At 58.2% G+C, this 12,845-nt stretch carries 9 protein-coding genes; 3 read left to right on the top strand and 6 right to left on the bottom strand.

Annotation, left to right across the window (positions count from 1 at the left end; genetic code table 11):
- Positions 1-3: 3 nt before the first annotated feature.
- The 4 genes from Q0915_RS14515 to Q0915_RS14500 form a co-directional block, all read right to left on the bottom strand.
- Positions 4-1,080 carry an AAA family ATPase gene (locus Q0915_RS14515; protein WP_299472241.1) on the bottom strand — a complete coding sequence of 359 codons (1,077 nt, stop codon included), beginning with the start codon at positions 1,078-1,080 and terminating at the stop codon, positions 4-6.
- The gene (locus Q0915_RS14510) at positions 1,077-2,498 is read right to left on the bottom strand and encodes a DUF5691 domain-containing protein (RefSeq protein WP_299472240.1); all 1,422 of its coding nucleotides are present in this window, start codon (positions 2,496-2,498) and stop codon (positions 1,077-1,079) included. The genes Q0915_RS14515 and Q0915_RS14510 overlap by 4 nt, the downstream gene beginning before the upstream one ends.
- The gene (locus Q0915_RS14505; RefSeq protein ID WP_299472239.1) at positions 2,491-3,873 is read right to left on the bottom strand and encodes an SWIM zinc finger family protein; all 1,383 of its coding nucleotides are present in this window, start codon (positions 3,871-3,873) and stop codon (positions 2,491-2,493) included. Before Q0915_RS14505 ends, Q0915_RS14510 begins: the two co-directional genes overlap by 8 nt.
- Positions 3,874-4,087: 214 nt before the next feature.
- Entirely contained in the window at positions 4,088-4,999 is a 912-nt protein-coding gene (locus tag Q0915_RS14500; RefSeq protein ID WP_299472238.1) for a hydrogen peroxide-inducible genes activator, read from the bottom strand.
- Positions 5,000-5,274: 275 nt separating this feature from the next.
- On the opposite strand from Q0915_RS14500, the gene katG reads away from it, so the two are divergent.
- The 3 genes from katG (at position 5,275) to Q0915_RS14485 (ending at position 11,124) form a co-directional block, all read left to right on the top strand.
- Positions 5,275-7,446, top strand: coding sequence for a catalase/peroxidase HPI (katG, locus tag Q0915_RS14495; RefSeq protein WP_299472237.1), 2,172 nt, complete (start codon positions 5,275-5,277; stop codon positions 7,444-7,446).
- A gap of 246 nt (positions 7,447-7,692) precedes the next feature.
- A complete protein-coding gene (gene fabI / locus Q0915_RS14490) occupies positions 7,693-8,457 on the top strand; it encodes an enoyl-ACP reductase FabI (RefSeq protein WP_299472236.1) in 765 nt (254 codons plus the stop codon).
- 9 nt (positions 8,458-8,466) lie between these two features.
- On the top strand, positions 8,467-11,124 hold the full coding sequence (locus tag Q0915_RS14485; RefSeq protein WP_299472235.1) for a DUF3141 domain-containing protein: 2,658 nt from the start codon (positions 8,467-8,469) through the stop codon (positions 11,122-11,124).
- A gap of 98 nt (positions 11,125-11,222) precedes the next feature.
- Here Q0915_RS14485 and Q0915_RS14480 read toward each other — a convergent pair whose 3' ends face one another.
- Positions 11,223-11,987 carry an ABC transporter permease gene (locus Q0915_RS14480; protein WP_299472234.1) on the bottom strand — a complete coding sequence of 255 codons (765 nt, stop codon included), beginning with the start codon at positions 11,985-11,987 and terminating at the stop codon, positions 11,223-11,225.
- Entirely contained in the window at positions 11,984-12,775 is a 792-nt protein-coding gene (locus tag Q0915_RS14475) for an ABC transporter ATP-binding protein (RefSeq protein ID WP_299472233.1), read from the bottom strand. The genes Q0915_RS14480 and Q0915_RS14475 overlap by 4 nt, the downstream gene beginning before the upstream one ends.
- Positions 12,776-12,845: the final 70 nt, after the last annotated feature.

Below are 12,845 nucleotides of genomic sequence, written 5' to 3'. Positions count from 1 at the left end.
GCTTCAGACCAGTTCGGTCAAGCTATGGTAATAATCCGCGTAATCACGCCGTTTTTTAAGAACGGTCTCAAGGTATTCCTCAAGCACGATCTTGTCCTGAACCGGATCCTTCACGATTGCGCCAAGGACGTTCGGGGCGAGGCTGTCGGCCGTCAGTTTGCCATTGTTGAAAAAGGCCGCGTGGCTGAGACCACCGATGGTGACGGCAATCGCCTCGGCAGTTGAAAGATTGCCAGACGGCTTTTTGAGCGTTGTCTTCCCATCCACCGTTTCGCCTGATCTGAGTTCGCGGAAAATGGCGAGGAGCCGCGTGACTTCCTCCGCGACGTTCTTCGGAGCTGGGAGATCCAGAGAGCGGGCCATCTCGCCGACGCGCTTGGACACAATGGCGATTTCCTCGTCCATATCGTCGGGAAGCGGAAGCACTACGACGTTGAAGCGCCGCTTGAGAGCGGCGGACAGCTCGTTGACCCCTTTGTCGCGGTCGTTGGCAGTGGCAATGACATTGAACCCGCGTGTGGCAAACACCGCGTCGTTTAGCTCCGGGATCGGCAACATCTTTTCCGATAGCACCGTTATGAGAGTGTCCTGAACATCCGATCCCATCCGGGTGAGCTCTTCCAGACGGCAGAGCTTACCGTCTTCCATTGCCCGGAACAAAGGGGTCGGAACCAGAGCTTCGCGGCTTGGTCCGTGCGCGAGCAGCTGGGCGTAGTTCCAGCTGTACCGGACCTGGTTTTCGTCTGTGCCGGCCGTGCACTGGATAACACGCGTGGATTTGCCTGATATCGCCGCAGCCAGATGCTCCGACACCCAGGATTTGGCCGTCCCCGGGACACCAAGCAGAAGCAGGGCGCGGTCTGTGGCAAGCGTTGCCACCGCCGTTTCGATCAGCCGGCGGTTGCCCACATATTTCGCGCTGATCTCCGTGCCGCCGGCTTTCCCGCCCATCAGGTAGGTGATGACCGCTTGCGGCGAGAGCTCCCAGCCCTCCGGTTTCGGCTGGTCGTCTGTTGCCTTCAGAGCCTCAATTTCATCTGCATAGGTGATCTCGGCGGGCTGGCGCAACGTGTCACTCATGAAGGATCTCCCGGTGTCAGGGCGGCGTTGAGCTGTAATATCAGCAGCGCCGCATCGGCGCGGCTCATGCCCGCCGTTAGAAATGTGTTGATCGAGGCCTGGGCTGCGACGGGGTCTGCCATCAGTCCAAGTTGAAACAGCGCTTCTTGAATGAGCGCTGTCTGGCCCGTTTTCTTTTCGTCATCTGCCTGTGCACGAATGGCGGCAAGCAGTTCGGTCAGAAACGGTGCCTTTTCGAGGTCGGCGGTGCCGATAGTTCCCAGATATCCGTGCATGCAGGAAAGCGCCGTGTCGAAACCATGCTCTTCCTTGGCCAGGATCTTGGGCAAATGTCTCTTTCGGTCTTCAGCACTCAGCCGCTCAAGAAGCGGGGGCAGGGTGTCTGCCGCCGCCGACTTTTCTGACAGGACCCGGTCGACACAGGCGCTAAGCTGCCCGTCTGATCCCGTCCTTGCAACAAGGCCGCAGAAACTGGCATCCATGACGTCTTCGCCAAACTGCCAGCTGGCGATCAGCGCGTCAGGATCCATTTGCAGCGCCGCAGCGAGACCGGGCAGGCTGACAATCTCGTAAAGCTCGGATCTTCGCGCGCGCTGCGCAGCTGTCTTGAGTTTGCGGGCACTGACGATCGTTTTCCGGTTGATGAGGCCCTTTTTGCCGGCTTGGTGAAAGTCCGCCAGTTCCTGCGCGTTTTCTGCCTCGTCGAGATTGCGGCCGAGCCTTGCAAGAAATGCTGTGGCGAGTGCCTGTACCTTTTGCGAACGGTCGGACCCAACAAGCTTTTCCAGAAACGGAATGTCACCTTGAGAAAGGTTTTGGCCAAGGCACTGGATGACGCGCAGACGCTGTTCGGCGGGCAACTGTTCCGCCTTGGCCTCAATCAGAGATCGCGCTTTTCCGGCATCCTGGCGGCGCATGTCGAAGAGCGCATTCACCCGTTCACCAGGTAGGAAATGATCCCAGGCCTCTTCTGAAAGCTCAAGGTTCGACACCACCGCTTCACGCTCGTCCCAGCCGTTCCAGGGCCCATAGCACGCTGGCAAATCATCGAATCGTGACGGCATGAAATCCGCAGGATGCGTCACGTAGCCCCGGGACGCCAGGAAATGAAGCAGGAGGTTGCTTTGCTCGTTTGAGATCTTTTGCAGTGCAAAGATGCGCCGGAAGATCGATCTGTGCTGTTCCGGCAGCGTCGGCAGCGGCAATTCAGGAAGAGCGGCATAAGGGGTGAGTTCGGCAGAAGGCGCGGACCGGAATGCGACAATGCCTGCCTGCGCGGTGATCGCGAGCAAGGCAAGCTCGGGGTCGTCGGCACCACCAAGACATACGCGCAGCTCCGGCGGCGCCTGTTCAGCTGCGCTTCCACCGACCATCCAACGGCTCTTGATCTTTTCAAGAGATTGGGAGAGCTCAGTCATGGAGCTGGATCCTTCCCCAGTTCGACTGAGCGCCAAGCAGGGAAAGCCGCTTGCCGTCCCAAAGGCCCACGGAAGACGAGAGCTGCATTCCGGCGACATGCGCAGGCGGCGTATTGACGATGCGCAAGGCGTGTTGACCATCCGCAGATTGCCACCAGATGTCGGTTCCGGCGCGGCAGAACCGTCCCGCTGGCAGCAGGATTGGACCACGCGTCAACCAGGGCGCTGCATCCTGGGCATCGAGAAACGGTGTAAGCGGATCTGAGCCGTTTGCCGATGGCCAGACGATTTTTTCAGAGCCGCCCGGTTTGCGTTCACCCAAAATTGCCCTGAGCGGCATTCGGGCCGGATAAAAGTGCAATTCCGCTTCGAATTGCTCGCCCATGACGAAGGCACTGCTGCGTCTGCCGAGGGAGGCTTGGAAAAAGTCGAGCAAAACGGCAAAGTCGGGCCCTTCGCCGAGGTTGAGGAGCCAGGTGGCCTGGCTGACCATACCGTCCCGGCGTGTCACGATTTCCTCGCCGATCACCTCCCAATGGGACGAAACGCGGAGCACTGCCGGATTTTCAAAGAGGCTTTCGCGTGTTTCCGACGTCGCAACAGAGCGCCTCAGCTCAGGATCTGAGGGGTTCTTACGCCAGGCCTTTGTCAAAATGACGATCTTGCCCAGCTCGAGAAGCGCTGTTTCCAGGCGTTCTTCGGCGTTGAGCGGCATCAGTTTGGCCGGCAGCTCGTCAAGCCTGCCTGCAAGCGCTTGTGCCTTGCCGTCGACAAGGCGCGCGGCGATCGAGCGGCAGCGGTCCGTCATGTCGTGGAGGAACCCCGCGAGGCCGGTTCTCAGCTGGTCGGAGATCCATTGCTGAAGATCTTCGGTTGCGGCAAAGAGCGCGGCTTCCGTGTCTTTCGCGCGCTTCTCGGCAGCCGCCTGGCGGCGTGCTTCCACCTTTGGGTCGGTCAGCTTGTCCGGCGTTTCAACGCGAGCCTCATCAAGCGATTTGCCCACCGCACTTTTGTCTGCAGAATCAGCCGGTTTTGAACCGGTCGTGCGCCGTCTCCCCAGCCAATCGCTTACCCAGTCGGGCACAGCATCCGGCTGGAAGGGCGACGGATCGTCAGCAAACATCCACATCAGGGCGAGCACGTGCTTGCAGGGAAATTTGCGGGACGGACAGGTGCATTTGTAACTGTGGTTGGCCGTGTCGAATACCGTTCGATACGGATTGGCGCCCGATCCCTGACACTCGCCCCATACGAGGTGATCTGCTTCAGATTGCGCGCGCAGCGGCCATTTCTTCGCCTTTGTGAGACCGTTCGCGGCCTTCAGCGATGCCTGGTCTGGAGCAAGAGCGGTGATGGCGTCGTGGTCTAGCGGCATGGATCAAAAACGGAGCTCTGATGAAACCGGCGCGTGGCCAAAGGCGAGACAAATTTGTGCGATCAATCACTCTTCGAAGTGTCGATCGCTGAAACTGGAACGGGACTGCAATGCAGACGCGAGGGAACTTAGGCGAGTCTCCCTTGGCTTGTAAATCGGCCAAGCGCCAAATCGCGTATTAAGACAAACAATTCGTTTCGCGAAAGTGGCCGGTTCAAGCTTCTTCCAGCCCGGCAGAATTCTGTGCGGAACTTTTGACAATCGCCGCAATTTCACCGAGCTGTCCGGCAAGCGGGCTCGATTTGCGCCAGACCATGCCGACCGTGCGCGACGGCTCCGGAGCGTGGAAGCGGGATATGGAGACGGAGGCGGAACGCGTTTCGACCGGAACCGCCATTTCCGGAATAAGGGTCACGCCTATGCCTGCGCTTACCATCTGCACAAGCGTTGAAAGCGAGCTTGCATCGAGAACCTCACGGGGAGGGCCTGACGGCATGTTGCAAAAGGAAAGAGCCTGGTCCCTGAAACAATGACCTTCCTCCAGCAGGAGAAGGCGCATTTGCCGGAGCGCGTCCGCATTGGGCATCGGCGCATCGGCCTCGCCGGCGGAGCGCACAAGCACGAATGTCTCCTGGAAAATAGGGGTTTCGGCAAGCGCGCTTTCCGAGACGGGCAGAGCGACGATCGCAGTGTCGAGCTTACCTTCGTGGAGTTCCTGAATGAGTTTCGGCGTCACGGTTTCGCGCACATGAATATCCAGTTCGGGATACCGGATCGACAAGGTGCTGATAACACTTGGCAGGAGATAGGGCGCGATGGTTGGAATAACACCGATGCGCAGGCGACCCACGAGACGATCCTGTGACGCGCGCGCAAGATCTCCAAGTTCTTCAGTCGCCCTCAAGATGTCCCTGGCCCGCTCGACGGCGACTTCGCCGAAATGGGTCAGCCGAACCTGGCGGGGACCGCGCTCGATCAGGGGTGAACCGAGCGCATCCTCCATCTCCTTGATCTGCATTGAAAGCGCAGGCTGGGAAATTGCGCAAGCCTCGGCGGCTTTGCCGAAGTGACCGTAGCGTGCCAGTGCCTCGAAATAGCGAAGCTGTTTCAGGGTGATATTGATCATAAGAAAATCCTATCAAAGCGATCAGGAAATTCAACTTCTTCTGATGAGTTTGGTCTGCTAGTTTAGAATCAGTTGAGACTGGAAGCGTGTGGACTACATAAATCTGGAAGCCACGCCCTCCGGTTTCACTTTGACGAATTTCGGAGTACTCCGGCCTTCAATCCGCAATGAAAACAGTATCTGCAAGCGCTGCAGATGGCCTGTCAAATTGCTGTCACGGTGCCGGAGTTGATTGGGCGCGGTGTGTGTCACCGACACTCGAATTGGAGAGTAAAATGGACGCTAAGGTCGATAAAGCGGGCGGTTGCCCGGTCATGCACGGCGGTAACACGTCGATGGACAAGCCGGTCACGAAATGGTGGCCGAATGCACTCAACCTGGACATTCTCCATCAGCACGGCGCCCGGACCAACCCGATGGACCCGGATTTCAACTTCCGTGATGCCGCGAAGGGGCTGGACCATGAGGCCGTCAAGGCCGACGTCCGTGCCCTGATGACCGACAGCCAGGACTGGTGGCCGGCCGACTGGGGCCATTATGGCGGTCTCATGATCCGTCTGGCATGGCACTCCGCCGGTTCCTACCGCATGCAGGATGGCCGTGGCGGTGCGGGCTCGGGCAACATCCGCTTTGCTCCGCTGAATTCCTGGCCGGACAATGCAAGCCTCGACAAGGCGCGACGTCTTCTCTGGCCGGTGAAAAAGAAATACGGCAACGCTCTTTCCTGGGCGGATCTGATCATTCTCGCCGGCAACATGGCTTACGAGACCATGGGTTTCAAAACCTTCGGCTTCGGCTTTGGCCGTGAGGACATCTGGGGTCCGGAGACAGATGTCTACTGGGGCTCCGAGAAGGAGTGGCTGGCACCGTCCGAGAACCGCTACGAAAACCTCGAAGATGCGTCCACTCTTGAGAACCCGCTGGCCGCTGTTCACATGGGCCTTATTTACGTCAACCCGGAAGGCGTCAACGGCAACCCGGACCCGGTCAAGACGGGCGCTCATATCCGGGAAACCTTTGCCCGTATGGCGATGAACGACGAAGAAACCGCAGCACTCACATGCGGCGGACATACGGTCGGCAAGGCACACGGCCGCGGCGCGGTCAACGACATCGGTGTCGAGCCGGAAGCGACCGGCGTTGAGGCACAAGGCCTCGGCTGGTCCAACCCGGGCCAGGACGGCAAAGCGACCAATGCCTTCACGTCAGGCATTGAAGGGGCCTGGACGAAAGAGCCAACCAAATTCGACATGGGCTTTTTTGACTATCTCTTCAACTACGAATGGGAACTGACGAAGTCCCCGGCAGGCGCCTGGCAGTGGAAGCCGGTGGATATGCCGGAAGCAGAGAAGCCGGTCGACCCGACCGATCCTTCGATCCGTCATGACCCGATGATGACCGATGCGGACATGGCCATGAAAATGGACCCTGTCTACAACGAGATCTGCCGCAAGTTCATGGAAGACGAGGCGTATTTCCGTGACACGTTTGCGCGGGCATGGTTCAAGCTGACCCACCGTGACATGGGTCCGCGGGTCAACTATCTCGGCCCGGACGTACCGGCTGAAGACCTGATCTGGCAGGATCCGATCCCGGCTGGTTCAACCTCCTACAATGTCGATGCGGTCAAGGCCAAGATTGCCGCAAGCGGTCTGTCGGCCTCCGAGATGATCGCAACGGCCTGGGACAGCGCACGTACCTTCCGCGGTTCTGACAAGCGCGGCGGTGCCAATGGCGCCCGTATCCGTCTTGCGCCGCAAAAGGACTGGGAAGGCAATGAGCCTGATCGTCTGGCAAAGGTTCTGGCTGCGCTTGAGCCGATTGCCTCTGAAACCGGTGCGTCTCTTGCGGACGTGATCGTCCTTGCCGGCAATGTCGGTGTCGAACAGGCCATCAAGGCGGCTGGATCCGATGTGTCGGTGCCCTTCGCACCAGGCCGCGGTGATGCAACGGACGCGCAGACGGATGCGGGTTCCTTTGATGTGCTAGAGCCTCTCGCGGACGGCTTCCGCAACTGGGAGAAGGAAAACTACGCCGTCAGCCCCGAGGAAATGATGCTCGACAAAGCTCAGCTTCTCGGCCTGACCGCACAGGAAATGACCGTTCTGGTCGGCGGACTGCGCGTTATTGGCACCAATCATGGCGGGTCCAGGCACGGTGTCTTCACAGACCGTGAAGGGGCTCTGACGACGGACTTCTTCGTCAACCTGACGGATATGGCCAACAGCTGGAAGCCGGTTTCGGATGGCACCTATGAAATCCGCGACCGTAAGCTGGATACGCTGAAGTGGACGGCAACAAGCGCTGATCTCGTGTTCGGTTCGAACTCGATCCTGCGTGCCTATGCCGAGGTCTATGCCCAGGACGACAACCAGGCGAAATTCGTCAAGGACTTCGTCGCGGCCTGGACCAAGGTCATGAACGCGGACCGTTTCGAGCTGGCGTAAGCCGAAACCAGAACCGACGACAAACAGATTACGGCGTCCCGATCTCATCGGGGCGCCCTTTTTGTGTCGCTATATCACGCGGGAGGTTATATCCGCACAACCACCTATTGTTGCGGAAAGTCATTGTCTCGTCACATTGATTATGTTGCACTGCGAAGAGTTTCAGACTGCGTCTGAAGCGGCGGGAGGATTTGTGCGGCTTTATGCCGGTTCCAGTCTGTTTCAACGTCGGGGAGCTGACAGCTCATGTTCGATTTGACGGGTTTCAAAGCCCTGGTGGTGGGTGTCGCCAACGATCAGTCCATCGCTTACGGGTGCGCAAAGGCTTTCCGGAAGCAAGGTGCTGATCTGGCAATCACGTATCTCAATGAAAAAGCAGAATCCTATGTGCGCCCGCTCGCAGAGGATCTTGAAGCGGACATCATCGCGCCGCTCGACGTTCGCGACGAGGATCAGATGGACGCGCTCTTTGCAGACATTACGCAAAAATGGGGCAAGCTCGACACGCTGCTTCATTCGATCGCGTTCTCGAAAAAGGATGATCTTCACGGAAGGGTCGTCGATTGCTCAGCCGCCGGGTTCGGATTGGCCATGGACATTTCGGTTCATTCGTTCCTGCGGCTGATCCGCAAGGCCGAACCGTTGATGCCGCATGGCGGAACCTGCATGACGGTGTCTTTCATGGGCGCTCAGAAGGTGGTCGAGAATTACGGTGTCATGGGTCCGGTCAAGGCGGCGCTTGAAGCCGCAACCCGCTATGCTGCAGCGGAAATGGGGCCGAAAGGCATTTCCGTTCACGCGCTTTCGCCCGGGCCCTTGAAGACCCGCGCGGCGTCGGGCATTGCCGAATTCGACGAACTTCTGAACGACGCCGCCGAACGCGCGCCCACACACCACCTTGCCACAATCGATGATGTCGGTGCCTATGCCGCCTTCCTTGCGAGCCGGGAGGCATACAATGTCACCGGCGGCATTCATTTCATCGATGGCGGCTACAGCATTGTTGGATAGGAGGTCCTGATGAAGGACATATTTGACGCTCTGGAAAAAGGCCACAACGAGTTTCTGCACTCTCTTGAAGACGCCACAGCGTGGTCGCCTTCGCAGCGGTTCACCGCTTGGCAGGCACAGGCGACGGAAATCTCCAACATGGTCGAGCTGATGGGCCGTGGGCTAAGCAAGCATCTCAACAGCATCGCCGACGGCCATAAGACCCGCTGGCAAAAAAGTCTGGCGGACTACGGCAAGGCGTTCGAGGACCTCACGAAACAACAGAGCGAAGGATCGCTTTACAACGCCTTTGAAAGCTATTGGCAGGACGCAGCTCAACGCGTCGTTCTGACGATGGACACGCTCCGCCAGCGCGGCGACATCTTCATCGAGCATGAAGAAGCAGGGTGTCCGCCGGTTCTGATCTATGACTACGAGTTGGTTGTGGATGGTGCGGATCTGCCGCATCCGTGCTGCTACATGCTACTCAAGATCATCCAGCCGAAAGAGGGCTCCCACCGCGAACCAAAGTCCTGGAAGCGTCCGTATATCATCATCGATCCAAGAGCAGGGCATGGTGCCGGTATCGGCGGGTTCAAACCGGATAGCCAGGTGGGCGTTGCGCTGCGCGATGGACACCCGGTCTATTTTGTCGCCTTCAAGCGCATGCCGGAAAAGGGACAGACCATTGCCGATGTGACGCACGCTGAAGCAGCGTTTGTGCGCAAGGTTAAGGAGTTGCATCCGGAAGCTCCCAACCCGGTGGTGACGGGCAATTGCCAGGGCGGATGGGCAACGCTTTTGCTGGCAGCCACCAATCCGGACCTGACGGGACCGATCATCTTGAACGGAGCGCCGGTGTCGACCTGGGCCGGTCGTGTTGGTGAAAACCCGATGCGCTACAACGGCGGGATTCTGGGGGGCACCTATAACGCCATGTTCTATTCGGACCTCGGTCACGGCGTGTTTGACGGTGCGGACATCGTCCAGAATTTCGAGCTCCTCAATCCTGCGAGAAACTATTTCGGCAAGTATTACGACCTCTACTCGAAGGTCGATACCGAGCCGCATCGCTTCCTGGAATTCGAACGCTGGTGGGGCGGCTACTTCCTCCTGAATGAAGCGGAAATGAGGTGGATCGTCGAGCAGCTCTTCGTCGGCAATCGCCTGTCCAAAAACGAAGCGCAGCTTGAACCAGGCCGCAATGTCGACATCAAGCAGATCCGCGCCCCGATTATCGTCTTTGCCAGCTTTGGAGACAACATCACCCCGCCGCAACAGGCGCTTAACTGGATCATCGACACCTATTCCGACGAACGGGAAATAGCCATCCGCGGACAGCGGATCATCTACATGGTGCACGACCAGGTCGGTCATCTTGGGATTTTTGTGTCTTCCAAGATCGCGAAAAAGGAACACACGGAAGTCACATCTACATTGAAGACCATCGAAGCTCTGCCTCCGGGTCTTTATGAGATGACCATCGACGACTATCAGGGTGAGCTTCTCGACCGCCAGTTCACCGTCAGCTTTCACGAACGCAAGATGGACGATCTGAAGACGCTCGATGACGGCCGTGACGATGAAATACCCTTTGCTGCCGTCGCAAGAGCTTCAGAGCAGCAGGCGGAGTTTTACGATGTCTGTGTGCGTCCATTCGTGCAGGCCGGCGTCACAGAACAAACCGCTGATCTGCGGCGCAAAACACATCCGCTCCGGATACAGCGTGAACTGTTTTCCAGCATGAACCCGTTCCTGAGCGCCTTGCCCGGTTGGGCGGAGCGTGTGAAGAACGACCGGAAGCCCGTTCAGCCGGACAATCCGTTTGTCGAGCTGGAACGCGTCAATGCCGCCCTGATCGAGCAGTCTATGGATCTGTTTCGTGATTTGCGCGACACGATGTACGAGAACCTTTTCTACGCGGTTTGGGGATCGCCTTATATGCGTTGGTTCGGCCGGACGAAACAGCCGGGCCGCACGCTGAAGCGCACGGATGAATTGCGCAGTCTGCCGCCTGTCCAGGCCGCCTTGATGCATATTGAGGAAGGTGGTTTTCGCGAAGCGGTGGTTCGCATGCTGATCCTGCTTGCGGACAGCCGCGGCAATGTGCGCCGGGACCGGCTGGAGCGCTCCTCGCGTGTCTTGACACAGGATGAGCCGTTCAAATCCCTCATGCCCGACGAACGCAGTTTCTTGTTGCAGGAGCAGACACTTATTGTGGAATTTGCGCCTGAACAGGCGATCGCCACATTGCCGAAACTTCTGAAGACCAAAGAGGAGCGCGAACTTGCGTCCAAGGTCGTGCGTTACATTCCAGGCGCGATCGAGGAAATGACGCCGCATACGCTGGAAACCTTGCAGAAATTTCATCAGGTGCTCGACTTGCCGCCGGTATCCGGTGATGTCACTGATGATCCACTTGCAGGCAGGAAGACCGCGCCGGAAGCAAAGAACGGTGCTGATCAAGCTGTTTCTGAGAAAACGGAAAGGGCTAGCGAAGTGGCTGCCTCTTCAGCCAAAGCGCCGCAAAAGGCATCGCCCCGCAAGCCGGCGGCACGCAAAGCGGCCACGGGCAAGCCTGCTACCACAAAACAGGCGGCGCGAAAGACGAGCGCCGGTGCATCGAAGCCTACGGCACGCCGAAAGCCGCGCCAGACACGCAAAAAATCTGAAGAACCTGCTGAATAAAGTGAAAGGGCGTCCGGGCCTCTCGGACGCCCTACAGAGCCCCCCTGGTTTATGTTGGAGTTAGGCTCTGAACTGAAAGCGATTTTTCGCTTTTCCGGCTAAGACCGGTTCCCACGGTGAGCCCATCCGGTCATCCGTATTTCCAGCCACGCCATTATTGCGTACATAACAATACCAAGAACCGCGAGCGCTACAAGTCCTGCCCATACCAGCGGGACATTAAATTGCGACTGTGCGGCAAGCATCATGTGCCCGATACCCGAGTTCGCAGCCACAGTCTCCGAAATGACCGAACCTACAAAGGCAAGTGTGATCGCGACCTTCAGGGAACCGAAGAAATAGGGCATCGATCTTGGAATGCCGACCTTGAGCATTATGTCGAGCTTCTTCGCCCCGAGCGCACGCAGAACGTCCTCCATTTCCGGTTCGATCGTTGCAAGACCGGTCGCGACGTTGACGACTATCGGGAAGAACGCGATCAGAAACGCTGTCAGAACGGCGGGAATGGTTCCGATGCCGAACCAGATCACGAGGATCGGCACCACGGCGACTTTCGGAATTGAGTTGAAGCCGATCATAAGCGGGTAAAGACCGGCGTAGATGGCCCGGCTCCAGCCGATGGCAAGACCCAAGGCCAGACCGCCGACGACGGCAAGCAGGAAACCGGCGACGGTTGTGAAAAGCGTCTGGACCGAGTTCTTCCAGATCGGCGACCAGTATTTGACGATCGCCTCCCAGATGTCGGTCGGAGCCGGGAGGATGAAAACCGGTAGATTGAAAATCTTGACTGCGAGTTCCCAGACGAGAAACAGTCCGATTGTCCAGAGCCAGGGTGCCAAGGCGATCCAGCGGGAAGATGTCATGCCGCGACCCTCGCTTCTGCAATCAGGGCCCTGAGGTCATGAACAATGTCGTTAAATGCCGCTTCGTAGATCAGGTCGATTGATCGGGGCCGGGGGAAGGAAACTTCCCGCCGTTCGATGATTTTGCCGGGACGTGCGCTCATGACAAAAACGGTATCTGCAAGATAGACGGCCTCTCGAAGGTCGTGGGTCACGAGAATGACCGTGAAGCTTTTTTCCGCGTGCAGGTCACGCATGACCTGCCACAATTCCTCGCGCGTGAAGGCGTCAAGCGCGCCGAAAGGCTCGTCGAGCATCAGAAGCGCCGGATCATGGATCAGGGCACGGCACAGATTGGCGCGTTGCTGCATTCCGCCCGAGAGCTGCCAGGGAAATTTTTCGCCAAAACCGCCAAGGCCAACAAGTTTGAGCAACTCCTCTGCCTTTGCCGTGTAAGCAGCTTTTTCCCGCCTGAGGTTGGCGCGATGAGGCTGGACGATCTCCAGTGGTAGCATCACGTTGGATAGCGTGCTGCGCCATGGCAGCATCGACGGGTTCTGAAAAGCCATGCCTGCAATGGACACCGGCCCTGACACTTCCTTCTGGGCAACCTCAACGCTGCCTTCTTGCGGGGTAATCAACCCTGTCGCAAGTTTCATGAGTGTTGATTTTCCGCAGCCCGATGGGCCGACGACCGCTGCGAACTCGCCTTCCTGGATGCTCATGTCCAATCCGTCGAGGGCAAGGGTCTCATCGCCTGCCTGTCCGTAAGACAGGCGTACGTTTCTAATGTCTACAAATCCGGTCAAGGTCTGGTCCGAAACAGGGCTCCCGCAGCCAATTTGGCGGCCGCAGGAGCAATTGATCAAGGGCGAAGCG

The sequence above is a fragment of the uncultured Roseibium sp. genome, assembly GCF_947494555.1.
In the GTDB taxonomy this organism is placed as follows: Bacteria; Pseudomonadota; Alphaproteobacteria; order Rhizobiales; family Stappiaceae; genus Roseibium.
Note: the sequence above shows the minus strand (reverse complement) of the source record. Positions and strands in the feature narration are given on the sequence as shown.

Excerpts from the sequence above, each read along its gene's own strand:
- fabI (WP_299472236.1), top strand. The coding sequence starts at position 7,693 with ATGTTCGATTTGACGGGTTTCAAAGCCCTGGTGGTGGGTGTCGCCAAC.
- Q0915_RS14510 (WP_299472240.1), bottom strand. The coding sequence starts at position 2,498 with ATGACTGAGCTCTCCCAATCTCTTGAAAAGATCAAGAGCCGTTGGATG.
- Q0915_RS14485 (WP_299472235.1), top strand. The coding sequence starts at position 8,467 with ATGAAGGACATATTTGACGCTCTGGAAAAAGGCCACAACGAGTTTCTG.
- Q0915_RS14515 (WP_299472241.1), bottom strand. The coding sequence starts at position 1,080 with ATGAGTGACACGTTGCGCCAGCCCGCCGAGATCACCTATGCAGATGAA.
- Q0915_RS14480 (WP_299472234.1), bottom strand. The coding sequence starts at position 11,987 with ATGACATCTTCCCGCTGGATCGCCTTGGCACCCTGGCTCTGGACAATC.
- Q0915_RS14505 (WP_299472239.1), bottom strand. The coding sequence starts at position 3,873 with ATGCCGCTAGACCACGACGCCATCACCGCTCTTGCTCCAGACCAGGCA.
- katG (WP_299472237.1), top strand. The coding sequence starts at position 5,275 with ATGGACGCTAAGGTCGATAAAGCGGGCGGTTGCCCGGTCATGCACGGC.
- Q0915_RS14500 (WP_299472238.1), bottom strand. The coding sequence starts at position 4,999 with ATGATCAATATCACCCTGAAACAGCTTCGCTATTTCGAGGCACTGGCA.